Below are 25,229 nucleotides of genomic sequence, written 5' to 3'. Positions count from 1 at the left end.
ACTCGGGCCTGACCCGAGGGCATACTTTTGGGCGACGAGCATTGGCTTGCGGGCTTCGCCGGTTTTATCCCAAGAAAGCCCGCGTAACCGGCCCGAACCGTCAGCGCGGGCTTGCGTTCACCGGTTTTTTCCTGTCAGTTTGTGGAGATTCTGACCTGTTCAGACCTTTCGCGGGTTGCCGCTTGCCGGAGACCCGCTCATTCATTCAAGCGAGCCTGTTTCGTCATGCGTGTTATCCTGGAACGGTCAAATCTCCTGAAGTCGCTCAACCACGTTCATCGCGTGGTCGAGCGGCGCAACACCATACCGATCCTGTCGAACGTGCTGCTGAGCGCCGAAGGCGCCACCCTTGAAATGAAGGCGACCGACCTCGACCTGGAAGTGACCGAAGCCACGCCCGCCAAGGTCGAGCGCGGCGGCGCGACGACGGTTCCGGCGCACCTGCTCTACGACATCGTGCGCAAGCTCACCGACGGCGCCGAGGTCATGCTGAAGACTGACGAGGACGGCAACGCCATGACGGTGACCTCGGGCCGCTCGAGCTTTCGCCTCCAATGCCTGCCGCAATCCGATTTCCCGGAGCTTTCGGCCGGATCGTTCTCGCATATCTTCCGGCTCGATTCGGTCGCGCTCAAGGGCCTGATCGAGAAGACCCAATTCGCTATCTCCACCGAAGAGACCCGCTACTACCTGAACGGCATCTACCTGCACACGCATGACGCCGACGGCAAGCTGAAGCTGCGCTCGGTAGCGACCGACGGCCATCGGCTGGCGCGCGCCGAGATCGACGCGCCGGCAGGATCGGAAGGCATGCCGGGCATCATCATTCCGCGCAAGACGGTCAGCGAATTGCAAAAGCTCGTCGATGACCCGGATATCGCGGTGACCACCGAATTGTCCGACACCAAGATCCGCTTCACCATCGGCAGCGTCGTCTTGACCTCGAAGCTGATCGACGGCACCTTCCCGGACTATCAGCGGGTGATCCCGACCGGCAACGACAAGAAACTGATCATCGACCGCCAGAGTTTCGCCGCCGCCGTCGACCGCGTCTCGACCATTTCGTCCGAACGCGGCCGGGCGGTGAAGCTTTCGATTGGAGAAGGCCAGGTCACGCTTGCTGTCAACAATCCGGATTCGGGCAGCGCCACCGAAGAACTGGCCGCGGATTATTCGTCCGACGCGATCGAAATCGGCTTCAACGCCAAATATCTGCTCGACGTCGCCGCCCAGTTGACCGGCACCGAGGCAAAATTCATGCTGGCGGATGCCGGCTCGCCAACGCTGATCCACGACATGGCCGACGAAACCACGCTCTACGTGCTGATGCCGATGCGGGTCTGATGTCGCGCAAAGCATGCCCTCGGGCTTGACCCGAGGGTGCGCCGCGGTTTTGCGATAACGACGTGCATAAAACAACAACCTAAAGCGCCTCGCGTGAGGCCGGTCAAACGCGGCGCGCTTTAGGCCCGAACGAGGCCATCTTGCTGTCATGACCGGAGTTGCGAAGCAGCCTGAGCGCGATCAGCAGACTCATATAAGTAAGCTTTCGCTTACCAATTTCCGCAATTACACAACACTGTCGATCGATCTCGATCCCGGCCCGGTGGTTTTTTCCGGTGACAATGGTGCCGGCAAAACCAATCTGCTGGAGGCGATTTCCCTGTTGACGCCGGGGCGCGGCCTGCGCCGTGCGCCTTATGCCGAATTGGCGCGCGAAGGCGGCGACGGCGGCTTTGCCATCCATGCCCGGCTCGATGGGCCGGACGGCCCGGTCGAGATCGGCACCGGCATCGCAGGCGGCGACGCCACTGAGGGCGGCCGGCGGGTGCGGATCAACGGCGCGGCGGCGCGCTCGGCCGAGGACATGCTGGAATGGCTGCGCGTCGTCTGGCTGACACCGGCAATGGATGCATTGTTCACCGGACCGGCCGCAGATCGGCGGCGCTTTCTCGACCGGCAGGTGCTGGCGATCGATCCGGGCCACGGCCAGCGCGCGCTCGACTACGAAAAAGCGATGCGCGGCCGTAATCGACTGCTTGCCGAAGGCTCGCGCGACGGCGCCTGGTTCGATGCGATCGAGACGCAAATGGCCGAAACCGGTGTGGCGATTGCCGCGGCGCGTGCCGAACTGGTGCGCCTGCTCACCGCCATGATCGACAGGCTGCCAAGCTCCGGTCCGTTTCCGCAAGCCGACATCGGCCTGTCCGGCGGGCTGGAAAGCGAGGTCGGCACCTCCGCGGCTGTCGATGTCGAGGAGCGGTTCCGCCGCGCTCTTGCCGAAGGCCGCGATCGCGACCGCGCCGCCGGGCGCACGCTCGACGGCCCGCACCGGTCGGATCTCGTGGTGCGGCACCGGCCAAAGGCGATGGCGGCCGAACTCTGTTCGACCGGCGAGCAGAAGGCGTTGCTGGTCGGCATGGTCCTGTCGCACGCCCGGCTGACCGGCGAGATGTCTGGCATGACGCCGATCCTGCTGCTCGACGAAATCGCCGCCCATCTCGACGCGGGCCGACGCGCCGCGCTGTTCTCGATCCTCGAAGAGCTGAATTGCCAAGCTTTCATGACCGGAACCGATGCGGCGCTGTTTTCCAGTCTCAGCGGACGCGCGCAGTTTTTGACGGTCGATCATGGCACGGTTCGGTGAATGGTGAACGGTGAATGGTGAATGGTGAATGGTGAATGGTGAATGGTGAATGGTAGTGAGAAGCGCCCTCACTTCACTGTCCACTGTCCACTGTCCACTGTCCACTGTCCCCCGCCACCCATTACCCATTACTCACTATTCACTATTCACTATTCACCATTCACCATCCACCGCTATATGGTCCGGCGATGATCACCACCGCGCTCACCAACGAAGAACTCGAACGCTACGCCCGCCACATCGTGCTGCCCGAGATCGGCGGCGCCGGCCAGCAGCGACTGAAGCGGGCTCGCGTCGTGGTCATCGGCGCCGGCGGGCTGGGAGCGCCGGTGCTTGAATATCTTGCCGCAGCCGGCGTCGGCACACTCGGTATCGTCGACGACGACAGCGTCTCGCTGTCGAATCTGCAAAGGCAGGTGATCCACGGCACCGGCGCTGTCGGCATGGCGAAGACCGACAGCGCCAAGGCGGCGATCGCCCGCATCAACCCCAACGTCGCCGTGGAACTGCACAATCTCAGGCTGACGGCGGACAACGCCCCTGCCCTTGTCGCCGGTTATGACATCGTCGTCGACGGCTCCGACAATTTCGAAACCCGTTATGCGGTGGCCGACGCCTGCGCTGCGGAAAAGCGGCCGCTGGTCCATGCCGCCGTCGGCCGCTTCGACGGCTCGGTGACCGTGCTGAAACCGTTCGAGACGGGCACGGATGGCAGGCCGAATCCGAGTTATCGCGATCTGTTTCCGGAACCGCCGCCCCCGGGCCTGGTGCCATCCTGCGCCGTGGCCGGCGTGCTCGGCGTGCTGACCGGCGTCGTCGGCACGCTGCAGGCCATGGAGGCGATCAAGCTGATCGCCGGCATCGGCGAGCCGCTGGTCGGCCGGCTGCTTCTTTACGATGCGTTGGCAGCGCGCTTCGACACGATCCGCTACGGGCGCAGCTAGATTTTGGGCAGCCTGGATTCCGTCGCGCAGCTTCCGGCCGATTTCGACCGTTGGGACGAGGTGCTGGCGCTGATTATGCGCGCCTTCGCTGCCATGGATGGCGTCATCGATCCGCCATCCTCGACGCATCGGCTCACGGTCGAAAATCTCCGGGACAAGGACCGGCAAGAGACGGGCTTTGCGGCGCTGAAGGGCGGCAGGATTGTCGGCTGCGTTTTTGTCCTGGAGCGGGCCAACGATTTCTATGTCGGAAAGCTCGCGGTCGAACCGGACTTTCAGGGACAAGGCATTGCCAGGCGGCTGATGCAAGCTGTCGAGAATTTTGCCCGCAACCGCGGTAAGCCTGCGATCGAGCTTCAGACGCGGATCGAATTGACCGCGAATCACGCGGCCTTTGCCCGCCTCGGCTTTCGCGAAACGGAACGGACGGCGCACAGTGGCTATGACCGACCGACCTCGATCACCATGCGCAAGGTGCTTTCGTAAGCCTACGCTAACTTACGATGGTAGCCGGTCACGTCCGCAGCGGCAGCACGCGATCCGGCGGCCGATGGCCATCGAAGAAGGCGCGGATGTTGATGATCACCTTCTCGCCCATGTCGATGCGGCCTTCGAGCGTCGCCGACCCCATATGCGGCAACAGCACGACCTTGCCCTTGGCGGCGAGCTTCAGTAATTTGCTGTTCAGCGCCGGCTCATGCTCGTAGACGTCGAGCCCGGCGCCGGCGATCTTGCCGTCCTGGATCAGCTTGACCAGAGAGTCCTCGTCGATGATGTCGCCGCGCGCCGTGTTGACGATGTAAGCGGACGGTTGCAGAAGCGCCAGCCGCCGCGCCGAAAGCAGATGGAAGGTCGCCGGCGTCGACGGACAATTGACCGAAATGATGTCCATGCGGGCAAGCATCTGGTCGAGGCTTTCCCAATAGGTCGCCTCCAGTTCGTCCTCGACCGCGGCAAGCACGCGATGGCGGTTGTGATAGTGGATCGACAGGCCAAAGGCCTTGGCTCGCCGGGCGACGGCGGTGCCGATGCGGCCCATGCCGACAATGCCGAGGCGTTTGCCCCAGATACGCCGGCCGAGCATCCAGGTCGGCGACCAGCCGGCCCATTTCTTGTCGCCGGTCAGCACATTGGCGCCTTCCGCCAGCCGCCGCGGCACCGCCAGCATCAGCGCCATGGTCATGTCGGCGGTATCTTCGGTCAGCACGTTCGGCGTGTTGGTGACGGTAATGCCCTTCTTCGCTGCTGCTGACACGTCGATCTTGTCGACGCCGTTGCCGAAATTGGCGATCAGCTTGAGGTTGTCACCGGCCTGGGCGATTAGCGCCGCGTCGATTTGATCGGTTATGGTCGGCACCAGCACGTCGGCTTCCTTGACCGCCGCGACCAGTTCCGGCTGCGTCATCGGCCGGTCTTCGACATTCAGCCGGGCGTCGAACAGCTCACGCATGCGGGTCTCGACCGGGTCGGGCAGCTTGCGCGTGATGACGACGAGGGGCCTTTTTCTGCCTACCATTGTTTCCTCGAACCCGACCTCGTTGAGACCTCTTTAACCAAGACAGGCGAAACTGCAGGCCGGTCGCGGTGCCAGTTCTCCATGTAACAAGAGGTTCCGCCGAAGACAAAGAAAAAGGGGCGCCAGGGCCGATGAGCCGGCGCCGAAAGGGAACGAAAGTGTCTGGTTTCGCGTCGCTCCGCCTGGCCCTCAGCGCAGCATTTCTCGGCGCTCTGCTTTATTCCCCGGATGTGGCGGCACAGAATGCGGCAGCACCGACCCAGAGCGTCACGCTCGGGCCGAGCGGTCTGCCGCTGCCGCGCTTCGTCAGCCTGAAAGCCGGCCGCGTCAACTCCCGCGTCGGACCAGGCGTCAACTATTCCGTCGACTGGATGTATATGAAGCCCGGCCTGCCGATGGAGATCATCCAGGAATTCGATACCTGGCGTCGTGTGCGCGATGCCGACGGCTCGGAAGGCTGGATCAACCAGTCGCTGCTTTCCGGTCGCCGCACGGCGATCGTGGCACCCTGGCAGCGCGGCAAGGATGCCCGAATCAACCTGCTCGACGACCCGCAAAAGGACGCCGGCATCGTCGCAATCGTCGAGCCGGGCGCCATGGGCACGATCAAGTCCTGTGACGGCCAGTGGTGCGAAATGACCTTCAATGGCCACACCGGCTGGCTCGCCCAGTCGCTGGTCTGGGGCGCCTATCCGGGCGAACGGGTCAAGGACTGACCTCTTCTTGCCGGCTGATGGTCCAGAGGTTGCTAAAGGCGAGACGGTATCTCGCGGCCTTATGACGAGCCGATCACTCGCAGCGTTTGGGGCGCAGCCTCACGACGATATCGACATTGGCGATCTCCATCCCCTCCGGTGGCTCCGGCAGGTTGGAAACCGTGACAGGACCGCTGGCGATGTCGAAAATCCTGTTTTCGCCCTCAATGTAGAAATGATGGTGATCGGAGGTGTTGGTGTCGAAGTAGGTCTTCGACCCCTCGACGGCCAGGATGCGCAGAAGGCCCGCCTGGGTGAATTGATGAAGGGCGTTGTAGACGGTGGCGAGCGATACCGGCACGCCGGCGGCGATCGCCTCCTCGTGCAGTTCCTCGGCCGACAGATGGCGGTCGCCTTTGGCAAAAAGCAGATCGGCCAGCGCAATGCGCTGACGCGTCGGCCTCAGGCCAGCTTCGCGAACCCGCTTGTCCACAGCGACATTTTCCTTCCGGCAGCCCAGATCCATCTATCCGTCCAAGCTCAAGTTTCGCCTCAAGACCTGCCCAGAACGGCAAAAAACCAACATTGACCGAACCTGGACATAACCCGACATATATTCTGTCGGCCGAATACGATCAATAGCGCGCATTGACCCCGGCAGGCGGGCGGGTTAAGCGCAAACGCCGGTTTCCGGCCTGAAATAGATTGTGTTAGGAAACCAACGACAAGGGCGCGCTACCGCCCGGACGATTATTGGGGACGGAGACTGATGGCGGTTTCGAAATCCAGCTACGATTACGAGGAACTGCTTGCCTGCGCCCGCGGCGAGCTGTTCGGACCTGGAAACGCCCAGCTCCCCTATCCGCCGATGCTGATGTTCGACCGCATCACCGAAATCAGCGAGACCGGCGGCGCCTTCGACAAGGGCTTCATCCGCGCCGAGTTCGACATCAAGCCGGACCTGTGGTTTTTCGCCTGCCACTTCATCGGCAACCCGATCATGCCGGGATGCCTGGGCCTCGACGCCATGTGGCAATTGACGGGATTCTACCTCGGCTGGCTCGGCGAGCCGGGCAAGGGCATGGCGCTGTCGACCGGCGAAGTGAAATTCAAAGGCATGGTGACGCCGTCGGTCAAGAAGGTAGAATATGGCGTGGATTTCAAGCGCGTGATGCGCGGCCGGCTGGTGCTGGGTATCGCCGATGGCTGGCTGAAGGCGGATGGCGAACCCATATACGCAGCAACGGATCTCAAGGTGGGTCTGTCCAAGCAATCGGCCGCCGCCTGACCGGCGCCTGCGCAGCGCGGCGAGTCCGCGGGAGGCGCAAAGGAAGCTGTAGAACTTAATTTGCGCATCCTTGTCCGGCAGGTTTCGGTCCGGCAGGTTTCGGGTTCATGCGCTGGAAGGAGTTGCGAATGAGACGGGTCGTAGTGACAGGCCTCGGCATCGTGTCGTCGATCGGCAACAATGCCAACGAGGTGCAGGCCTCGCTGCATGATGCCAGATCCGGCATCAGCTTCTCCGATTCCTTCGCCGAACACGGCTTCCGCTGCCAGGTCTGGGGAGCGCCGACGCTCGACCCCTCGGCGCTGATCGATCGCCGCGCCATGCGCTTCCTGTCGCAAGGTGCGGCCTGGAACCATGTCGCCATGGACCAGGCGATCGTGGACGCTGGACTTGGCGAGAACGACATCACCAATGAGCGCACCGGCATCGTCATGGGATCGGGCGGACCATCGACCAGAACCATCGTCGAAGCCGCTGAAACCACGCTCAAGAACGGCAGCCCCAAGCGAATCGGCCCGTTCGCGGTGCCGAAGGCGATGTCGTCGACCGCTTCGGCGACGCTCGCCACCTGGTTCAAGATCCACGGCGTCAATTATTCGATCTCTTCGGCCTGCTCGACCTCGGCGCATTGCATCGGCAATGGCTACGAACTGATCCAGTGGGGCAAGCAGGACATGGTCTTCGCCGGCGGCCATGAGGACCTCGACTGGACGATGTCGGACCTGTTCGATGCGATGGGCGCCATGTCCTCCAAGTTCAACGACCGGGCATCGGCTGCCTCGCGCGCCTATGACGTCGATCGCGACGGCTTCGTCATTGCCGGCGGCGCCGGCGTGCTGGTGCTGGAAGAGCTCGAGCACGCCAAGGCGCGCGGCGCCAAGATCTACGCCGAGGTCGTCGGCTATGGCGCGACCTCCGACGGCTTCGACATGGTGGCGCCCTCGGGCGAAGGCGCGGTGCGCTGCATGCGGCAGGCGCTGGCGACCGTCTCTTCGCCGGTCGACTACATCAACACGCACGGCACCTCGACGCCGGTCGGCGACTCCAGGGAAATGGGCGCGATCCGCGAGGTGTTCGGCGAAAACATGCCGTTCATCACCTCGACGAAATCGCTGACCGGCCACTCGCTGGGTGCGGCCGGCGTGCAGGAATCGATCTACTCGATCCTGATGATGCAAGGCGGCTTCATCGGCGAGAGCGCCCACATCGAGCAGCTCGATCCGGAATTCGAGGGTATGCCGATCGTGAGAGAGCGCATCGACGATGCCAGGATCGACACCGTCCTGTCCAACTCGTTCGGTTTCGGCGGCACCAACGCAACGCTGATTTTCCAGCGCTATTCCGCATAAGGACAGCCGACCATGGACGGATTGATGAAGGGCAAGCGCGGGCTTGTCATGGGTGTCGCCAACGACCATTCGATCGCCTGGGGCATCGCCCGGAAACTGTCCGAACATGGGGCGGAACTCGCCTTCACCTATCAGGGCGAAGCCTTCGGCCGCCGGGTCAAGCCGCTCGCCGACAAGCTAGGCTCCTCGCTGGTCGTGCCTTGCGACGTCGAGGACAGCGCATCGGTTGCCGCCACCTTCGAGACCTTGGGCGAGGCCTGGGGCGGCCTGGACTTCGTCGTCCACGCCATCGGCTTTTCCGACAAGAACGAGCTGAAAGGCCTTTACGCCGACACCAGCCGCGACAATTTCATCCGCACCATGGTCATCTCCTGCTACTCCTTCACCGAGGTCGCCCGTCATGCGGCCGCGCTGATGAAGGACGGCGGCTCGATGATCACGCTGACCTATGCCGGTTCCGTCCGCGTCATGCCGAACTACAACGTCATGGGCGTCGCCAAGGCCGGGCTTGAAGCCAGCGTCCGCTATCTCGCCAACGACTACGGCCCGCGCGGCATCAGGGTGAACGGCATATCCGCCGGACCGGTGCGGACACTGGCCGGCGCCGGGATTTCCGACGCACGCCACATGTTTTCCTACCAGCAGCGCAACTCGCCGCTGCGCCGCACAGTGACCATCGACGAAGTCGGTGGTTCCGCGCTCTATCTGCTGTCCGACCTGTCGTCGGGCGTCACCGGCGAAATCCACTATGTCGATTCCGGCTACCACATCGTCTCGATGCCGGCGCTCGACGAGCTGAAGCGGACCGACAGCGGACGAGAGTAATTTAATTTCGGCCGCAGAAGATGCCTTAAAGCGCGTCGCGTTTGAATGGATTCATGCGGCGCGCTTTAAGTTCTTGTTTATGCATGTCGTTATCGCAAAACCGCTGCGCACTTTTGCGCGACATGCATTGGTCCGCGTGAACCAGCCTTCAGCGGCGCGCCGCGAAAACCTTGAACATGCCGTCGCGGGCAATCTCGGCATGGCTGGAGAAGGCGGCCGCCAGCACCGGCTCGTAGGGAAGCTGGCGGTTCGCCACCACGAACAGCCGACCGCCCGGCTTCAGCGCCTTTGCCGCGGCGCGGATCATGCCGGCGCCGATCTCGGGCTCGGCCGCCCGGCTGCGATGGAAGGGCGGGTTCATGGCGATGGCGTCATAGCGCCGCTCGACCGGCTCGCTCAAAAGATCGATCCAGAAGAAGTTGGGTTCCGCCGCTGTGTTGCCGATATTGAATTTCGCCGCCTCCAGCGCATCGAACTCGGCCTCGTAGAGATCAAGCGCCGACATGCCAGGTGAGCGGGCGGCGACCTCGGCCGCCACATAGCCCCAGCCGGCGCAGAAATCGGCAACGCTGCCACGCAGGTCGCCGGGGAGATTGTCGACCAGCAATCTCGAACCTGCATCGACCTTATCGAAAGAAAACATGCCTGGTGCGGTGCGGAACCGATCCTCGACCAGAAGGGCGGGATTGGCAGCGCGAAGCGCTGCCGCGACCGCAGCATCGGCAGGTCGATGAAACCAGAAGGCGATGCCGTGATGTTTCGGCAAATGGCCGTCGAGCGGCACAAGCTCGTCGATGCGCTTGCGCAGGCTGGCAATGCCATCGTCCTTGGCGCCGGCAACGACAATCGATCCGCCCGGCCGCACACGCTCAATCGCCTCGGCGATGCGCAATTCGTTCTGCCCGCGATGGCGGCCGGCAAGCACCAATGCCGCATCGAAACCTTCGCCCTCCAGGCGCGGCGTGACGGTGAAACCGGGCGCCTGCAGCGCGCGAAAGTGCGGCCGGAAGCCTTGCACAAGATGCAGTGCTGCATCAAAACCTTCGGGCAGGCGGAAGCCCGGCTCAGCGCCCAGAAAGAGGACAGGCTCGCCCTTACGCGGCAAGGAAACAGCCTCCGCCTCGAACGGATGGAACAGTGTCTTCAGCGGCTCAGCGGACATTTTTCGATCTCGAAGTGCAGCTGGCTTGACCAGAAAATGAAAGCGGGCGCGACCTGTCGGCGCGCCCGTTTCGATTGTTCGGTCAGATCGCTCAGGCGGCGTCTTCTTCGCCGTCGGCCTTCTTGTCGCGGGCGATTTCCTTGCCGGTGGCCTGGTCGACGACCTTCATCGACAGGCGGACCTTGCCGCGCTCATCGAAGCCCATCAGCTTGACCCAGACCTTGTCGCCTTCCTTGACGACGTCCGAAGTCTTGGCGACGCGATCATTGGCAAGCTGCGAGATGTGGACGAGGCCGTCACGCGGACCGAAGAAGTTGACGAAAGCGCCGAAGTCGGCGGTCTTGACGACCGTGCCCTCGTAGATTTCGCCGACTTCCGGCTCGGCGACGATGGTGTGGATCCACTTCTTCGCCGCCTCGATCTCCTTGGCGTTGGACGAAGCGATCTTGACCGTGCCGTCGTCCTCGATGTTGATCTTGGCGCCGGTCTTTTCGACGATCTCGCGGATGACCTTGCCGCCCGAGCCAATCACGTCGCGGATCTTGTCGGTCGGGATGTGCATGACCTCGATGCGCGGCGCGAATTCGCCGAGTTCGGAGCGCGCGCCGGACAGCGCATGGCCCATTTCGCCGAGGATATGCTGGCGGCCGTCCTTGGCCTGATCCAGCGCGATCTTCATGATCTCCTCGGTTATGCCCTCGATCTTGATGTCCATCTGCAGCGAGGTGATGCCGTTGGCGGTGCCGGCAACCTTGAAGTCCATGTCGCCGAGATGGTCCTCGTCGCCGAGGATGTCGGAGAGCACCGCGAAGCGCTCGCCTTCCTTGATCAGACCCATAGCGATGCCGGCGACCGGCTTGGCCAGCGGCACACCGGCATCCATCAGCGCCAGCGAGGTGCCGCAGACGGTAGCCATCGACGACGAGCCGTTGGACTCGGTGATCTCCGAGACGACGCGCAGCGTGTAGGGGAACTGGTCCGATGTCGGCAGCATCGGGCGGATCGCGCGCCAGGCGAGCTTGCCGTGGCCGATTTCGCGGCGGCCGGGCGAACCCATGCGACCGGTTTCACCGACCGAGTAGGGAGGGAAGTTGTAGTGAAGGAGGAACTTTTCCTTGTACATGCCGGTCAGCGAATCGACATACTGCTCGTCCTCGCCGGTGCCGAGCGTGGCGACGACCAGCGCCTGGGTCTCGCCGCGGGTGAACAGCGCCGAGCCGTGGGTGCGCGGCAGGACGCCGACTTCGGAGACGATCTTGCGAACCGTCTTCAGATCGCGGCCGTCGATGCGCGAACCGGTGTCGAGGATGTTCCAGCGCACAACCTTGGCCTGGAGCTCCTTGAACACGGTGCCGATCTGCTCGGACGTATACTTGGCTTCTTCGCCTTCGGCGGGCGCGAACGCAGCCTTGACCTTCGCCTTGACGGCGTCGACGGCGGCATAGCGCTTCTGCTTGTCGGTGATCTTGTAGGCATCGCGAAGCTCGCCTTCGACGATCTTCAGCATCTCGGCTTCAAGCGCCGAATAATCCGGCGCGGTGAAGTCACGCGGATCCTTGGCGGCGACTTCTGCCAGCTTGATGATGGCGTCGATCACCGGCTGGAAGCCGCGATGGCCGAACATGACGGCGCCGAGCATCAGATCCTCGCCGAGTTCCTTGGCTTCGGACTCGACCATCAGCACGGCGTCGGAGGTGCCGGCGACGATCAGGTCAAGCTTGGATTCCTGCATCTCGTCGACATGCGGATTGAGCACATATTCGCCGTTGATGTAGCCGACGCGGGCGCCGCCGATCGGACCCATGAAAGGGACGCCGGACAGCGTCAAAGCCGCCGAGGTGGCGACGATCGACAGGATGTCCGGGTCGTTTTCGAGATCATGCTGGACGACGGTGACAACGATCTGCGTGTCGTTCTTGTAACCGTCAGCGAAGAGTGGGCGGATCGGACGGTCGATGAGACGGGAAACCAGCGTTTCCTTTTCGCTCGGACGGCCTTCGCGCTTGAAATAGCCGCCCGGGATCTTGCCGGCGGCATAGGTCTTTTCCTGGTAGTTGACGGTCAGCGGGAAGAAATCGAGGCCGGGTTTTGGTTCCTTCATCGAAACGACGGTGGCGAGAACCTTGGTTTCGCCGTAGGTGGCGAGCACCGCGCCGTCAGCCTGGCGCGCAATCTTGCCGGTTTCGAGGATGAGCGGACGGCCGCCCCATTCGATTTCCACTTTGTGGTGATTGAACATGTCTTGTCCTTCATATGCGGAAAGGGCCGCGCCATTTCATCGTGCGCGAGTGCCCCTTTCCCTTGGCTTCGTTTCTCGGGCAGCCACGGGCAAGACAACGGGAAGCTCGGGTAAATCCGGCGCGGGTGCCGCGCGAGCGTCCTGCAATCCTGCCCCATGACCGTCCATGGGCGGTTTCGAATGGCCCTGTGCTATATCGAAACCGGGTCTGGCCAATCGATCCGACTGGCCTTGCGCATGACCCGAAAACCGCGGCTCTCGGAAATGCCTTGCGCAAATTCAAAGTTTCAGAGCGTCCCATGTGCGCGTCCAAATCGAAGCGCGGCGCTCTACTTCCTTCATTGGAGCAATGGACTGCTCCAATGCGCGACCGGCGGGCTCTCGAAAGAACCCGCCGGTCAATTCGTCAGCGGCGCAGACCGAGCTTCTCGATCAGCGTCTGATAGCGCGCGTCGTCCTTGCGCTTGAGATAATCAAGCAGGCTGCGGCGCTGGGAGACGAGAGCGAGCAGACCACGGCGGGAATGGTTATCCTTCTTGTGGTCCTTGAAATGGTCGGTCAGGTTCTTGATGCGCTCGGAAAGGATGGCCACCTGGACTTCCGGAGACCCGGTATCGCCCTTGGCGGTTGCGAATTCACCCATCAATTCCTTCTTGCGCTCGGCAGTAATCGACATCGTGTTTTTCCTTATCTGTTTGAGGAAACGGGACGCCCTCGGCCGGGATGTCGTCCAGCAGGGGCCGGTACAAGCAACGTGGCATTGCACGATGCTGCGGCGCATATAGGGCAATTCAGGCAAAAACACCAGCCCAATTCACAAGCCGGCTTTTTGCTGCACAAACGAAGATTTCGCCTCGGCTAAAGCCACTTCTTCCATCTGAAGAAGGCGACAAGCCCGAGCGCGACAACGGCCATGAACACCAGCGCTGCCGGATAGCCGTATTGGGCCTTCAGCTCCGGCATGTTCCATGGCGAGGCTTCGGGATCGAAGTTCATGCCCCACACGCCAGCGAGAAAGGTGAGCGGGATGAAGATCACCGAGACGATCGTCAGATAGCTGATGACGTCGCTGGTGCGTGCCTGACTCAGCGACAGATGCATCTCGATCAGACCGGTTAGCATGTCGCGCTGGGTTTCGACCAGTTCGATGAGCCGAAGCGAGTGATCGAGCGTGTCGTTCAGGAAAATCTTGGTCTCGGGCTTGACGTAGGGCACGTCGTTGCGGATCAGCGTCGCCAGCGCGTCGCGCATCGGCCAAAGCACCCCCTTCAGCACGTTGGCGTCGCGCCGCAACTCGTGAAGCCGCCGCATCTGGTGCCTGTCCGCCGCGCGCAGCATCTGGTCCTCGATGCTGTCGACCAAGTCGCCGGCGGTCTCGATCGGCGGGAAATAACTGTCGACAATGGCGTCGATCAGCGCATAGGCGAGATAGTCGGCGCCGCGTGAGCGCAGCCGGTTGGGCATCGAGCTTTCGATGCGCTTGCGCACGGGATCGAACGGATCGCCTTCGCGCTCCTGGAAGGTGACGACGAAGTTCCTGCCGAAGAAGACCGCGATCTGCTCGTAGCGATGCGCGGTGACGTCGTCGATCATCCTGACGACGACGAAGGCATGGTCCTCGAAGAAGTCCACCTTCGGCCGCTGGCCGGTGTTGACGACGTCTTCCAGCGCCAGCGGATGCAGGCTGAAAATCCGGCCGATCTCCTCGATCAGCGGGATGTTGGCGAGACCGGTGCAATCGAGCCAGATGACCGGCCATGCGTTGCAATGAGCATTCAGGTCGTTGATGCTGGCATCTTCGATTGTCTCGAATTTGTCGGGCGACATCAGTGTCAGTCGCAGTTCGCTGCGCCGCGCCGCAGGGTCGGCGATCAGTGTGCCTGGTGATGCGCCGATCGGCGGCCGCCGTGCTGTCACCGGCGCCCGCTTCCTGATCGTCTCGGCCTTTGCCATGTGCCCCTCGAATGTACCTCTGATCGAGATTAGACGAGGGGGCTCAGCCGGCAAAGACCCGCTTCGGCTTGAACATGCCTTGCTCGATGGCGCCGATGGCGACCAGCTTGCCGCGCGCCGTGGCGCAGGCTTCCTCGGCTTCCACCGGCGCGTCGCGGCCACGGATGATGACCGGGTTGCCGAGGCGGATTTTTGTTGCCGCGTCGTCGCTGATCGCGATCTGCGGCAGGCAGTCGAGCGCGGCTGACGTGTCGACCAGAAACGCGTCGATGGCGTCGAAGTCGACCGGCACCGTGTCCGCTGAATCCGAACCCTCATCGGGCTGTTCGCCGAAGCGGGCGGCTTCCAGCTCGGCGATGGTGACGAAGTCTTCCTGCGTGAACGGCTCGACCTCGATCCGGCGCAGTTCGGCGATGTGGCCGAAACAGCCGAGATCGCGGCCCATGTCGCGGGCCAGCGAGCGGACATAGGTGCCCTTGCCGCATTCGACCTCGAAAATGGTGCTGTCAGCACTGTGCTCGATCAGGTCGAGGCGGCCGATCTCGACTTCCCGCGCCGGAATGTCGACCGTCGCGCCGTCGCGGGCAAGATCATAGGCGCGCTCGCCTGCGATCTTGATGGCCGAAAATTGCGGCGGCGTCTGCATGATGACTCCGGTGTATTTCGGCATCAGCAAAAGCACATCGGCTTCAGCCGGACGCTGGTCGGAGCTTTTCGTCACCGGCCCTTCGAGGTCATCGGTCGAACGCTCCTCACCCCAGGCAACCGTGAAGCGGTAGACCTTGGCGCCATCCTGGACATAGGGGACGGTCTTGGTCGCTTCGCCGAGCGCGATCGGCAGCATGCCGGAAGCGAGCGGGTCGAGCGTGCCGGCATGGCCGGCCTTTTCCGCCTGGAACAGCCATTTGATCTTGGAGACGGCTTCGGTCGAACCCATGCCGACGGGTTTGTCCAGCACCAGCCAGCCGGAGATCGGCCGACCCTTCTTCTTGCCGCGACGCGCCACTATTTTTCGTCCTTGTCGTTGTCTTTGTTCTGGTCGCCGATCTGGGCGTCTGGGCCGAGATCGCGCGCCACTTCGGGCGAGTGCAACAATTCGTTGATCTTCTGGAAATTGTCGTAGCTGGTGTCGAGCCGGAAGCGGAATTCCGGCATGTACTTCATCTGCCGGAGCGCGCCGGAAACGCGGCCGCGCACGAATTTCGCATGCTTGTTGAGCGCCTCGACCACCGCATCGGCATCACTGGCGCCAAGCGGCGAGACGAAAGCGGTGGCGATCTTCAGATCGGGCGACATGCGCACCTCCGAGACCGAAACCACCGAATTCTCGATCAGCGGATCGAGGATCTCGCCGCGTTGCAAGGTTTCCGACAGCGCATGACGCACCTGCTCGCCGACGCGAAGCATGCGCTGGGATGGACCTGACGTGGTTGAACGGGGCATTTTTCTCTATCCTGAAATCGTGAGGCACGGGATGGGACCGCGCCGCATGTCTCATATGCTTTAAAGCCTGATCCATCCCGATAGAAATCGGAATGGATCAGGCTCTATTTTTTGTTGACCATGATCTTCTCCGAAAACCGGATACCACTTTTCGGGATCATGGTTTAGGCGGCAGCCTTTCGACCACCGCCCGGTCTGTAAATGCTCGAACTCAAGTTGCTCGAACTCAGAGCGTCCTGGTCACCATCTCGACGCGGAAGCACTCGATGACGTCGCCGACGCGCATGTCTTCGTAGTTCTGGAAGGCCATGCCGCATTCCTGGCCACCCGGAACCTCCGCAACTTCGTCCTTGAAGCGCTTCAGCGTCTTCAGCGTGCCTTCGTGGATGACGACGTTGTCGCGGATCAGGCGAACGCCCGCACCGCGCTCGACCTTGCCTTCGGTGACACGGCAGCCGGCGATCTTGCCGACCTTGGTGATGTCGAAGATCTCAAGGATCTCGGCATTGCCAATGAAGGTCTCGCGACGCTCCGGCGACAGCAGGCCCGACAGCGCCGCCTTCACGTCATCCACAAGGTTGTAGATGATCGAGTAGTAGCGGATCTCGATGCCTGCAGCCGCGGCCGCCGCACGCGCCTGCACATTGGCGCGAACGTTGAAGCCGATGATTGCGGCGCCCGAGGTTTCCGCCAGCGAGACATCGCTTTCGGTGATGCCGCCGGCGCCCGCATGAACGATGCGCGCACGCACCTCGTCGGTGCCGAGCTTGTCCAGCGCCGCGCTGATCGCCTCGATCGAGCCCTGCACGTCGCCCTTGATGACCAGCGGGAATTCCTTCAGCCCGCTCGTCTGCAGTTGCGACATCATCTGTTCGAGCGAACCACGCTGGCCGGCATGCTTGGCCACCGCCTTCTCACGCGCCAGACGCTGGCGATATTCGGTGATCTCGCGGGCGCGGGCCTCGTTGTTGACGACGGCGAAGCGGTCGCCCGCCTGCGGGGTTCCCTGCAGTCCGAGCACTTCCACGGGCATCGCCGGCGGCGCTTCCTTGATCTGCCCGCCGCGGTCGTTGACCAGCGCGCGCACCCGGCCCCATTCGTTACCGGCAACAAGGATGTCGCCAGGCATCAGCGTGCCGGTCTGGACCAGCACCGTGGCGACGGGGCCGCGGCCCTTGTCGAGCTGGGCTTCGATGACGACGCCCTCGGCGGTGCGGTCCGGATTGGCCTTCAGGTCGAGGATTTCGGCCTGCAGCAGGATCGCTTCGAGTAGCTTGTCGAGATTGGTGCCCTTGGTCGCCGACACTTCGACGTCCAGCACCTCGCCGCCCATCGATTCGACGAAGACTTCGTGGCGCAGCAGTTCCGAGCGCACCTTCTGCGGGTCGGCGTCATGCTTGTCGATCTTGTTGATCGCCACAATGATCGGAACGCCGGCCGCCTTGGCATGGCTGATCGATTCGATCGTCTGCGGCATCACGCTGTCGTCGGCCGCCACTACCAGGATGGCGATGTCGGTCGCCTGAGCGCCACGGGCGCGCATCGCCGTGAAGGCGGCGTGGCCAGGCGTGTCGATGAAGGTGATCTTGTTACCGTTCTTCTCGACCTGATAGGCGCCGATATGCTGGGTGATGCCGCCGGCCTCGCCGGACACAACATTGGCATTGCGGATGGCATCGAGCAGCGACGTCTTGCCGTGATCGACATGGCCCATGATGGTCACCACCGGCGGACGCGGCTCGAGATCCTCGGGACGATCGGCGATGTTGAAGAGGCCTTCCTCGATGTCGGACTCGGCGACGCGGCGAACCGTGTGGCCGAATTCGGTAGCGACCAGTTCGGCCGTGTCGGCGTCGATGACGTCGCCCGGCTTCAGGATCTGGCCCTGTTTCATGAAGAACTTGACCACATCGACGGCGCGCTCGGACATGCGCTGCGCCAGTTCCTGGATGGTGATGGTTTCGGGAAGTATCACTTCGCGCATGACTTTCTCGCGCGGTTCGTTATGCAGCGCGCGCTTGAATTTCTCCTGGCGCCGACGCATCGACGACAGCGAACGCGCACGCGCATCCTCATCGGAAAGTGCGGCATTCAGCGTCAGCTTGCCGCGGCGGCGATCTTCCTCGCCCTTGGTCGGCTTGGCCGGACGCGCCACTTCCGGCGTGACCGGACGGCGCACCGGGGCGCCGGCGCCGGTCCGCTTCGGCTTGATGTCCTCGTCGTCGACTGTCGCCAGTTCGGCGGTCAGCGGCGCGCGGCGGCGCGCCTCTTCCTCGGCACGCCGGCGGGACTCGGCCTCGGCCTGCAGCCGGGCTTCTTCCTCGGCCTGGCGGCGCGCGGATTCCTCGCGCTCGCGACGGCGGCGCTCTTCATCCTCGGCGCGGCGCTTGGCCTCGTCGATGGCGCGCTGGCGATCCTCGACGTCGCGCACCTTCGAACCCTCAAGAGCCCGGCGGCGCGCCTCCATTTCATCGCGTGACAATTGGTTCAGCACCATGCCGCCGCGTTCGACCGGCGGCGGAGGCGGCGGCGCCTTGGGCGCTTCCTGCACAACCGGCGCTGCCGCGGCCGGTGGCTTCGGCGTGAAGACGGACACAGGGGCAGCAGCCGGCTCCGGCTTGTCACCGGGCAGCGAGAACTTGCGCTTCTTGGTCTCGACCACGACCGCCTTGGTGCGGCCATGCGAGAAGCTCTGGCGCACGGTGCCCTGTTCCGTACCGGGGCGCTTCAGCGTCAAAGTCTTCTTCGGCGTAACACTCAACGTCTTGTCGTCGCCCGATTTCGTATCGCTCATTCCATATCCTCTGCGGCATCATCTTCGTCAGCAACGGCCGCAAGCATTGCCAGATCGTCCGGGGAACCGCCCCGATACCGGTCGAGCGCAACCATGCGCTTCTGGACCGCCCTGCCCGCGTCTCCCGCGAGAACGGCAGCATGTATCACATTTGTACCCCCCAATGCCAAGCTCAACTCGGCCTCGGAGAAAAGTTTGTAGGCAAGGATGGCGGGGCCACCGAGGTGGACGGTTGCCCGTCGCGCCTGGCTGATCTTGCGGACGCCGTCATCTGACGCCTCGGTCGCATGCAACACGAAAAGCGCCAGCCCGCCACGCACCGCGCTCTCAACCTTGGTGGCGCCGAGCGCGATCGCGCCTGCCTTGCGGGCAAGACCGAGCATGCCCAGAGCGTATCTGGAAAGCAGCCCGTCGACCATGTCGCCGAGATCGGTCGGCACGGTCACCTGCGCCTTGAAGGCGCGAGCGAACAGGTTTTTCGCTGCCGCCTTGTCGATATGTAGGCGGTCGGCAGTCACCCAGCAACCGCGTCCGGGCAGGTTTTTCTTGATATCCGGAACGACGGCCGAATCCGGGCCGACGACGAAACGGATCAGTTCATCCGGTTCGGCCTGTTTGCGCGTGACGATGCAAGTGCGATCGTTCATCTCGTCCAAGGGCGGCTTGTGTGCGATGCGGTTTCACCTCACGCACCAACGGCTTCGTCAGCCGGCACGTCTTCGGCTGCAAGCTCGTCTTCGGTGATCCAGCCGGCCTTGAGGCGAGCCGCCAGAACCATCTGTTCAGCATCGGCCCGCGACACGCCGTGATTGGCGAGCACGCCCGGGAATACCTTCGTCTCGCCGTCCTTGCGTTCCTTCCAGCCGGTCAGATCATCGGCCGCATAGCCGGCGAAATCCTCGATCGTCTTCACGCCGTCCTCGCCGAGCGTCACCATCATGGCGGTGGTCACGCCTGGAATCTCACGCAACTCGTCCTTGACGCCCAGCGCCTTGCGCTTCTCGTCATGCTCGGCTTCGATCTTCTCCAGATATTCGCGGGCGCGAGCCTGGATTTCCGAGGCGGTGTCCTCGTCGAAGCCGTCGATCGACGCGATCTCGTCGGCATCGACATAGGCGACTTCCTCGACGCTGGTGAAGCCTTCGGAGGCGAGCACCTGGCCGACCATCTCGTCGACGTTGAGCGCATCCATGAACAGAGCCGAGCGTTCGACGAACTCCTTCTGGCGGCGTTCGCTCTCTTCCTGCTCGGTCAAGATGTCGATATCCCAGCCGGTGAGCTGCGAGGCGAGCCGGACGTTCTGGCCGCGGCGACCGATGGCCAGCGACAGCTGGTCGTCCGGCACCACCACCTCGATGCGTTCGGCGTCCTCGTCGAGCACGACCTTGGCGACTTCCGCCGGCTGCAGCGCGTTGACGATGAAGGAAGCGGCCGAAGGAGACCATGGAATGATGTCGATCTTCTCGCCCTGCAATTCGCCGACCACCGCCTGAACGCGGCTGCCGCGCATGCCGACGCAGGCGCCAACCGGATCGATGGAACTGTCACGCGAGATGACGGCGATCTTGGCGCGCGAACCCGGATCGCGGGCGACCGACTTGATCTCGATAATGCCGTCGTAGATTTCCGGCACTTCCATGGTGAACAGCTTCGCCATGAACTGCGGATGGGTGCGAGACAGGAATATCTGCGGACCGCGCTGCTCGCGGCGCACGTCATAGACATAGGCGCGGACGCGATCGCCATATTTGTAATTTTCACGCGGGATCAGCTCGTCGCGACGGATGATCGCCTCACCGCGGCCGAGATCGACGATGACGTTGCCGTATTCGACGCGTTTGACAGTACCGTTGACGATCTCGCCGATACGGTCCTTGTACTCGTCGTACTGGCGGTCACGCTCGGCCTCGCGCACCTTCTGCACGATGACCTGCTTGGCCGACTGGGCGGCGATGCGGCCGAAATCCATCGGCGGCAGCTGTTCGGCAATGAAGTCGCCGAGCTGGGCGTCGGGATTGCGCTCACGCGCCGAGGATATGGCGATCTGCGTCGCATAGTCGTCGACCTTCTCGACCACTTCCATCAGCCGCTGCAGCTTCATCTCGCCGGTATTCGAATTGATGTCGGCACGGATGTTGGTTTCCTGGCCATAGCGCGAGCGCGCCGCCTTCTGGATCGCATCGGCCATGGCGGCGATGACGATCGACTTGTCGATCGACTTCTCACGCGCGACCGCATCGGCGATCTGCAGCAGTTCAAGCCTGTTGGCGCTTACAACCATCTCTTTTCTCCCGAGCTTGTTGCCGAGGCTTTGCGCCCGGCAGCCCAATCACATTTCCTGTTCGGTTTCATCTTCTACGCCCGCTTCCACGCTCTCTGGCGCGTCTTCGGGCTCGCCGCGGCGCTTCTTGGCTTCCTTGCGCGCCCTGTTGTCCTTCGACAGTGCGTCGCGGATAAGGTCGTCGGTCAGGATCAGCCGTGCTTCGGCAATCGCATCGTAGGGCACACGCACCGTCGGCTGTTCGCCATAGGCCGCCTTGTCGCGCTCGATCAGCACGCCGTCCGCGTCGCTCTCGGCGATCTTGCCCTTGAAGCGCTTGCGGTCGGCGACGAGGACCGAGGTTTCCATCTTCACCAGATGACCCGTCCAGGTCGCGAAATCCGACTTGCGGACCAGCGGCCGGTCGATTCCCGGCGACGACACTTCGAGATGATACGCCTTTTCGATCGGATCATCGACATCGAGCGCCGGCGACACTGCCCGGCTGACCTCTTCGCAATCCTCGACGGTCATGGTGCCGTCCTCGCGTTCGGCCATGATCTGCAGCGTCAGCCCGTTCTGGCCCGTCAGATGCACCCTGACAAGGCGGAAGCCAATGGCACGCAGAACCGGCTGCACGATCAGCGCGATGCGCGCATCGATGCCGCTTTCGCGGATGATGCGGTCGTCGCTGTCGGGTACCGTTGCCGTCATTCTATTCCTGTCGCTTCGTCGGCGGTCGGAAGGTAACAAAAAAGAGCGGGACCGGGTGGACCCACTCTTCGCCATACCGACCAAGAATTTGAGCCTGATATAGACGATCGCAGCCGTCGTTTCAAGTCCGCATGCAGTCCGTGTCGGTAAGCAGATGAATTGTCCGCATGCAGGGTGGGCGAAACTGTTGGGGCGGCAGCGTTGCACAGAGCGCATGGCGGCCATGCGCCAACGTCCCTGTGATATCAGGCAGTACGCGCCTATCTATGTTGCGTTGCACAAAATCAATCACGCATTGCAGCAGGCGAAAGGGCATAATCATGACCAACCGCAAGGTTTTCTCGGCCATCGGCGATTTCTTCACCGTGTTCGGCAGCGCCGTCGCCGCTTCGCACGCCGTCGAAGCCGGCCGCAAGCCGCGCGCACGCGATCTGCGCAATCTCGGCATGGATCCGGCCGCCTTCAACAAGATCGGCCGCTTCTAAGTCCGGCGACGCAGGGACGAGGACATCTCTGGTCCTCGTCGACGGCAAAGTGCGCTAGGCGCGCTTTGAATAGGACTATCTTCGGACGAAGGTGAGGTAGGCTGGCCGCCGGCCTTCGCGAACGGCCTTCGCCTCGTAGCGTGTACCCGGCCAACCCTTATAGGGCCGCTGCCAGTCGGCTGCCTCTTCAGCCTGCCACGCAAACGCTTCATGTGCCCGGCAGTGCAGCAGCGTCCAGTTCACATAGCTATCGATATCGGACGCAAAGCGGAATGTTCCGCCTGACTTCAGCACGCGCGCGAAACGGTCGAGATTGACCGGACTGACGAAGCGGCGCTTCCAGTGTTTCTTCTTCGGCCAGGGATCGGGATAGAGAAGGTCGATGCCGTCGAGCGAGGCTTGCGGGAGCCAGTCGAGCAGGCGCGTGGCGTCGTCGTCATAGACCCGAAGATTGGCAAGCGGCCGTTGCCTGACCGCCATCATCATCTTGGCCATGCCGTTGACGAAAGGCTCGACGCCGACAAAACCGGTCTCAGGAGCCGCCGTCGCCCGATGCAGCAGGTGCTCGCCGCCACCAAAACCAATTTCGACATGAATGGCGCGGACATCGGCTTCGAACAGGCTGCGCAAGTCGGCCGGCGGTCCGGCCGTCAGATCAAGCCGGTAGGTGCTGAAACCGCTTTCCAGTGCCGCTGCCTGCTGCGGACGGATGGCCTTGCCGCGCCGGCGACCGAAAAATGCTTCGGTCGCACGGCTTGGCCGGTCTTTCGGATCCATGTCTTCCGGATCTATGGACGCCGCGGCTAGGCCGCGACTGCTTCGGCAGGCGCTTCGGCGAGTGCGTCCTTGAGAGCCTTGGCGAGGTCGGTCTTTTCCCAGGAGAAGGACCCATCGCGGCCGGCCTTGCGGCCGAAATGACCATAAGACGACGTCTTGGCATAAATCGGCTTGTTGAGATCGAGATGGCGGCGGATGCCGGACGGCGACAGATCCATCACGGTGCGCAGCGCCTGCTCGAGCTTTGCCTCATCGACCCTGCCGGTGCCGTGCAGGTCGACATAGACCGACAGCGGCTGGGCCACGCCAATGGCATAGGAAAGCTGGATGGTGCAGCGATCGGCGAGCTTCGCCGCCACCACGTTCTTGGCGAGGTAGCGGGCCGCATAGGCCGCGGAACGGTCGACCTTGGTGGTGTCCTTGCCGGAAAAAGCCCCGCCGCCATGAGGCGCAGCACCGCCGTAAGTGTCGACGATGATCTTGCGCCCGGTCAGGCCGGCGTCGCCGTCGGGCCCGCCGATGACGAACTTGCCTGTCGGGTTGATGTACCAGTTGCAGCTGTCGGCGATCTTAAGGTCGCCCAGCGCCTCGCGAATATAGGGTTCGACGACGTTGCGGACCTTCTTCGAATCCCAGCTGGCGTCGAGATGCTGGGTGGACAGCACGATCTGCGTCACTTCCGCCGCCTTGCCGTCGATATAGCGGACGGTGACCTGGCTCTTGGCGTCCGGCCCGAGCCGGCCGGCATCGCCGTTGCCTTCATGGCGCGCGGCGGCCAGCAGTTCGAGGATCTTGTGGCTGTAGTAGATCGGCGCTGGCATCAGATCCGGCGTCTCGCGGCAGGCATAGCCGAACATGATGCCCTGGTCGCCGGCCCCTTCCTCGCCTTGCCGGTCGGAGGCATTGTCGACGCCCTGGCCGATATCCGGTGACTGGCCGTGCAGCAGAACCTCGATCTTTGCCGTCTTCCAGTGGAAACCGGCCTGTTCATAGCCAATTTCGCGGATCGCCTTGCGGGCGGCCGACTTGAACTTCGCCGGATTGACGAGCGGATGACCGGCGGCATCCATCAGGATGTTGCCGGCCTTGTCCTTCTTGAGCAGGGTCTCGGGGACGCGCACCTCGCCAGCGATGACGACGCGATTCGTGGTCGCCAGCGTTTCGCAGGCGACGCGGACCTTCCAGGGGTCCATGCCGGTCTTTCTGGCCTCGCGATAGACCAGATCGACGATCTCGTCGGAGATACGGTCGCAGACCTTGTCGGGATGACCCTCGGCAACGGATTCCGAGGTGAATAGATAGTTTTGCCGCGTCACGGGTGTCCCCTCTTGAAAAATCATCGGCACGCTGCCGATTGGCGCGCCACGTGTTAGCTGTGTCGAGCAGCGCTCGTCAAGCGGTGGGCACCATTATCTTGTACCACTTTGACCGCCGGCAGGATGCCGCCAGCCTGCCTGGCTCCAGCATGCCTGCGGGATGTAAATTCCACGATGCGCGAGATCGCAAGAAATTGCCTGCCCGCAATGACGGCTTCGCTATCTTCGACTTTTCAACGGCTACCCAATCAATCGACCCAGACCAATCTGCGTAATCAATCGACTGCGTCGGAGGAAAGGGCCTTCACAAGCTCGATAACCTTGCGGCGTATCTTCACGTCGGTGATCTTGACGAAGGCCCGGTTGAGTTGAAGACCTTCAGGACTGCCGCAGAATTCGACGGCAGAAGCCATTGATGCATCCTCGGCAAATCCGCGGTTGCCCACGGCCTCCTGGCCCGGCGCGTCCTCGAAAAAGAAAGCGACAGGCACACCCAGTATCGAGGCGATTGCCTGCAAACGGCTGGCGCCAACGCGATTGGTACCCTTTTCGTATTTCTGTATCTGCTGAAACGTTATACCGAGGTTCTCGCCCAGCTTTTCCTGGCTCATTCCCAACATATTGCGACGAAGCCTGATGCGACTTCCGACATGGATGTCGATAGGATTCGGCTTCTTCTTGTTTTCTTCTGCCATTTTTTCCTCGCCGAATTTTTCCGGCTTTTTGTGTTTTTTCTGCCCAAAACGAAGCCGGCGGCCAGTGCCCCAACAGAACCGACGTGCTGACTTCGAGAAATTTCAGGCGGTTACAGTATGAGTTTCT

General features: G+C 62.7%; 24 protein-coding genes. 9 read left to right on the top strand and 15 right to left on the bottom strand.

Annotation, left to right across the window (positions count from 1 at the left end; all coding sequences use genetic code 11):
* Nucleotides 1-225 precede the first annotated feature (225 nt).
* The 4 genes from dnaN (at nt 226) to AC0L17_RS27715 (ending at nt 4,077) form a co-directional block, all read left to right on the top strand.
* On the top strand, nt 226-1,344 hold the full coding sequence (dnaN, locus tag AC0L17_RS27730) for a DNA polymerase III subunit beta (protein ID WP_473518130.1): 1,119 nt from the start codon (nt 226-228) through the stop codon (nt 1,342-1,344).
* A 148-nt stretch (nt 1,345-1,492) separates the two neighbouring features.
* Nucleotides 1,493-2,647: a DNA replication/repair protein RecF gene (gene recF / locus AC0L17_RS27725; RefSeq protein WP_473518129.1), complete on the top strand. Its 1,155-nt coding sequence runs from the start codon at nt 1,493-1,495 to the stop codon at nt 2,645-2,647.
* 188 nt (nt 2,648-2,835) lie between these two features.
* Nucleotides 2,836-3,591 (top strand): molybdopterin-synthase adenylyltransferase MoeB, encoded by a 756-nt coding sequence (locus tag AC0L17_RS27720; RefSeq protein WP_473518128.1) that lies wholly within the window; start codon nt 2,836-2,838, stop codon nt 3,589-3,591.
* 3 nt (nt 3,592-3,594) lie between these two features.
* Nucleotides 3,595-4,077: a GNAT family N-acetyltransferase gene (locus AC0L17_RS27715; protein WP_473518127.1), complete on the top strand. Its 483-nt coding sequence runs from the start codon at nt 3,595-3,597 to the stop codon at nt 4,075-4,077.
* 28 nt (nt 4,078-4,105) lie between these two features.
* Here the strand turns inward: AC0L17_RS27715 and AC0L17_RS27710 are convergent, their stop codons facing one another.
* Nucleotides 4,106-5,107: a 2-hydroxyacid dehydrogenase gene (locus tag AC0L17_RS27710; RefSeq protein WP_023802130.1), complete on the bottom strand. Its 1,002-nt coding sequence runs from the start codon at nt 5,105-5,107 to the stop codon at nt 4,106-4,108.
* A gap of 158 nt (nt 5,108-5,265) precedes the next feature.
* Between AC0L17_RS27710 and AC0L17_RS27705 the strand changes: the two genes are divergently transcribed.
* Nucleotides 5,266-5,823, top strand: a complete 558-nt coding sequence (locus tag AC0L17_RS27705) for an SH3 domain-containing protein (protein ID WP_287123109.1) — start codon at nt 5,266-5,268, stop codon at nt 5,821-5,823.
* Nucleotides 5,824-5,896: 73 nt separating this feature from the next.
* On the opposite strand, the gene irrA is transcribed toward AC0L17_RS27705, so the two are convergent.
* On the bottom strand, nt 5,897-6,328 hold the full coding sequence (gene irrA / locus AC0L17_RS27700; RefSeq protein ID WP_023802128.1) for an iron response transcriptional regulator IrrA: 432 nt from the start codon (nt 6,326-6,328) through the stop codon (nt 5,897-5,899).
* Nucleotides 6,329-6,571: 243 nt separating this feature from the next.
* Between irrA and fabA the strand changes: the two genes are divergently transcribed.
* The 3 genes from fabA to fabI all read left to right on the top strand — a co-directional run bounded on the left by fabA (nt 6,572) and on the right by fabI (nt 9,264).
* Nucleotides 6,572-7,090 carry a 3-hydroxyacyl-[acyl-carrier-protein] dehydratase FabA gene (fabA, locus tag AC0L17_RS27695; protein ID WP_023802127.1) on the top strand — a complete coding sequence of 173 codons (519 nt, stop codon included), beginning with the start codon at nt 6,572-6,574 and terminating at the stop codon, nt 7,088-7,090.
* A gap of 128 nt (nt 7,091-7,218) precedes the next feature.
* Nucleotides 7,219-8,439 carry a beta-ketoacyl-ACP synthase I gene (gene fabB, locus AC0L17_RS27690; RefSeq protein WP_287213731.1) on the top strand — a complete coding sequence of 407 codons (1,221 nt, stop codon included), beginning with the start codon at nt 7,219-7,221 and terminating at the stop codon, nt 8,437-8,439.
* Nucleotides 8,440-8,451: 12 nt separating this feature from the next.
* Entirely contained in the window at nt 8,452-9,264 is an 813-nt protein-coding gene (fabI, locus tag AC0L17_RS27685) for an enoyl-ACP reductase FabI (protein WP_473518126.1), read from the top strand.
* Nucleotides 9,265-9,412: 148 nt separating this feature from the next.
* Here fabI and AC0L17_RS27680 read toward each other — a convergent pair whose 3' ends face one another.
* The 10 genes from AC0L17_RS27680 to rimP all read right to left on the bottom strand — a co-directional run bounded on the left by AC0L17_RS27680 (nt 9,413) and on the right by rimP (nt 21,829).
* Nucleotides 9,413-10,426 (bottom strand): class I SAM-dependent methyltransferase, encoded by a 1,014-nt coding sequence (locus AC0L17_RS27680; RefSeq protein ID WP_473518125.1) that lies wholly within the window; start codon nt 10,424-10,426, stop codon nt 9,413-9,415.
* A gap of 91 nt (nt 10,427-10,517) precedes the next feature.
* Complete coding sequence (gene pnp, locus AC0L17_RS27675; RefSeq protein ID WP_023802123.1) at nt 10,518-12,665, bottom strand: polyribonucleotide nucleotidyltransferase; 2,148 nt, start codon at nt 12,663-12,665, stop codon at nt 10,518-10,520.
* Nucleotides 12,666-13,071: 406 nt separating this feature from the next.
* Nucleotides 13,072-13,446 (bottom strand): 30S ribosomal protein S15, encoded by a 375-nt coding sequence (gene rpsO, locus AC0L17_RS27670; protein WP_274609416.1) that lies wholly within the window; start codon nt 13,444-13,446, stop codon nt 13,072-13,074.
* Between the two features lie 77 nt (nt 13,447-13,523).
* Entirely contained in the window at nt 13,524-14,618 is a 1,095-nt protein-coding gene (corA, locus tag AC0L17_RS27665) for a magnesium/cobalt transporter CorA (protein WP_473490521.1), read from the bottom strand.
* 43 nt (nt 14,619-14,661) lie between these two features.
* On the bottom strand, nt 14,662-15,624 hold the full coding sequence (gene truB, locus AC0L17_RS27660) for a tRNA pseudouridine(55) synthase TruB (protein ID WP_287217761.1): 963 nt from the start codon (nt 15,622-15,624) through the stop codon (nt 14,662-14,664).
* On the bottom strand, nt 15,624-16,061 hold the full coding sequence (gene rbfA, locus AC0L17_RS27655; protein ID WP_128169859.1) for a 30S ribosome-binding factor RbfA: 438 nt from the start codon (nt 16,059-16,061) through the stop codon (nt 15,624-15,626). Before rbfA ends, truB begins: the two co-directional genes overlap by 1 nt.
* A 226-nt stretch (nt 16,062-16,287) precedes the next feature.
* Complete coding sequence (infB, locus tag AC0L17_RS27650; RefSeq protein ID WP_473510220.1) at nt 16,288-18,855, bottom strand: translation initiation factor IF-2; 2,568 nt, start codon at nt 18,853-18,855, stop codon at nt 16,288-16,290.
* Nucleotides 18,852-19,502 (bottom strand): RNA-binding protein, encoded by a 651-nt coding sequence (locus AC0L17_RS27645; RefSeq protein ID WP_091599993.1) that lies wholly within the window; start codon nt 19,500-19,502, stop codon nt 18,852-18,854. Before AC0L17_RS27645 ends, infB begins: the two co-directional genes overlap by 4 nt.
* A 38-nt stretch (nt 19,503-19,540) precedes the next feature.
* Nucleotides 19,541-21,136, bottom strand: coding sequence for a transcription termination factor NusA (nusA, locus tag AC0L17_RS27640; protein WP_473518124.1), 1,596 nt, complete (start codon nt 21,134-21,136; stop codon nt 19,541-19,543).
* Nucleotides 21,137-21,184: 48 nt separating this feature from the next.
* Nucleotides 21,185-21,829 (bottom strand): ribosome maturation factor RimP, encoded by a 645-nt coding sequence (gene rimP, locus AC0L17_RS27635; RefSeq protein ID WP_027151689.1) that lies wholly within the window; start codon nt 21,827-21,829, stop codon nt 21,185-21,187.
* Nucleotides 21,830-22,149: 320 nt separating this feature from the next.
* Between rimP and AC0L17_RS27630 the strand changes: the two genes are divergently transcribed.
* On the top strand, nt 22,150-22,314 hold the full coding sequence (locus tag AC0L17_RS27630; RefSeq protein WP_095517012.1) for a hypothetical protein: 165 nt from the start codon (nt 22,150-22,152) through the stop codon (nt 22,312-22,314).
* A gap of 75 nt (nt 22,315-22,389) precedes the next feature.
* On the opposite strand, the gene trmB is transcribed toward AC0L17_RS27630, so the two are convergent.
* The 3 genes from trmB to AC0L17_RS27615 form a co-directional block, all read right to left on the bottom strand.
* Nucleotides 22,390-23,091: a tRNA (guanosine(46)-N7)-methyltransferase TrmB gene (gene trmB / locus AC0L17_RS27625; protein ID WP_473518123.1), complete on the bottom strand. Its 702-nt coding sequence runs from the start codon at nt 23,089-23,091 to the stop codon at nt 22,390-22,392.
* 26 nt (nt 23,092-23,117) lie between these two features.
* Complete coding sequence (metK, locus tag AC0L17_RS27620; protein WP_210163894.1) at nt 23,118-24,431, bottom strand: methionine adenosyltransferase; 1,314 nt, start codon at nt 24,429-24,431, stop codon at nt 23,118-23,120.
* A 251-nt stretch (nt 24,432-24,682) separates the two neighbouring features.
* A complete protein-coding gene (locus AC0L17_RS27615; RefSeq protein WP_023802110.1) occupies nt 24,683-25,102 on the bottom strand; it encodes a helix-turn-helix domain-containing protein in 420 nt (139 codons plus the stop codon).
* Nucleotides 25,103-25,229 lie beyond the last annotated feature (127 nt).

The sequence above is a fragment of the Mesorhizobium sp. WSM4829 genome, from assembly GCF_055811475.1.
The sequence above is the reverse complement of the archived record's forward strand: the minus strand, read 5'-3'. Positions and strand labels throughout refer to the sequence as shown.

Bases quoted from the DNA above. Each gene is read 5' to 3' on its own strand.
- AC0L17_RS27615 (WP_023802110.1), bottom strand. From the start codon at position 25,102: ATGGCAGAAGAAAACAAGAAGAAGCCGAATCCTATCGACATCCATGTC.
- fabA (WP_023802127.1), top strand. From the start codon at position 6,572: ATGGCGGTTTCGAAATCCAGCTACGATTACGAGGAACTGCTTGCCTGC.
- rbfA (WP_128169859.1), bottom strand. From the start codon at position 16,061: ATGCCCCGTTCAACCACGTCAGGTCCATCCCAGCGCATGCTTCGCGTC.
- rimP (WP_027151689.1), bottom strand. From the start codon at position 21,829: ATGACGGCAACGGTACCCGACAGCGACGACCGCATCATCCGCGAAAGC.
- dnaN (WP_473518130.1), top strand. From the start codon at position 226: ATGCGTGTTATCCTGGAACGGTCAAATCTCCTGAAGTCGCTCAACCAC.
- corA (WP_473490521.1), bottom strand. From the start codon at position 14,618: ATGGCAAAGGCCGAGACGATCAGGAAGCGGGCGCCGGTGACAGCACGG.
- AC0L17_RS27710 (WP_023802130.1), bottom strand. From the start codon at position 5,107: ATGGTAGGCAGAAAAAGGCCCCTCGTCGTCATCACGCGCAAGCTGCCC.
- AC0L17_RS27720 (WP_473518128.1), top strand. From the start codon at position 2,836: ATGATCACCACCGCGCTCACCAACGAAGAACTCGAACGCTACGCCCGC.
- infB (WP_473510220.1), bottom strand. From the start codon at position 18,855: ATGAGCGATACGAAATCGGGCGACGACAAGACGTTGAGTGTTACGCCG.
- irrA (WP_023802128.1), bottom strand. From the start codon at position 6,328: ATGGATCTGGGCTGCCGGAAGGAAAATGTCGCTGTGGACAAGCGGGTT.
- AC0L17_RS27645 (WP_091599993.1), bottom strand. From the start codon at position 19,502: ATGAACGATCGCACTTGCATCGTCACGCGCAAACAGGCCGAACCGGAT.
- fabI (WP_473518126.1), top strand. From the start codon at position 8,452: ATGGACGGATTGATGAAGGGCAAGCGCGGGCTTGTCATGGGTGTCGCC.
- fabB (WP_287213731.1), top strand. From the start codon at position 7,219: ATGAGACGGGTCGTAGTGACAGGCCTCGGCATCGTGTCGTCGATCGGC.
- AC0L17_RS27680 (WP_473518125.1), bottom strand. From the start codon at position 10,426: ATGTCCGCTGAGCCGCTGAAGACACTGTTCCATCCGTTCGAGGCGGAG.
- recF (WP_473518129.1), top strand. From the start codon at position 1,493: ATGACCGGAGTTGCGAAGCAGCCTGAGCGCGATCAGCAGACTCATATA.
- pnp (WP_023802123.1), bottom strand. From the start codon at position 12,665: ATGTTCAATCACCACAAAGTGGAAATCGAATGGGGCGGCCGTCCGCTC.
- rpsO (WP_274609416.1), bottom strand. From the start codon at position 13,446: ATGCGCCGCAGCATCGTGCAATGCCACGTTGCTTGTACCGGCCCCTGC.
- metK (WP_210163894.1), bottom strand. From the start codon at position 24,431: ATGATTTTTCAAGAGGGGACACCCGTGACGCGGCAAAACTATCTATTC.
- nusA (WP_473518124.1), bottom strand. From the start codon at position 21,136: ATGGTTGTAAGCGCCAACAGGCTTGAACTGCTGCAGATCGCCGATGCG.
- trmB (WP_473518123.1), bottom strand. From the start codon at position 23,091: ATGGATCCGAAAGACCGGCCAAGCCGTGCGACCGAAGCATTTTTCGGT.
- AC0L17_RS27630 (WP_095517012.1), top strand. From the start codon at position 22,150: ATGACCAACCGCAAGGTTTTCTCGGCCATCGGCGATTTCTTCACCGTG.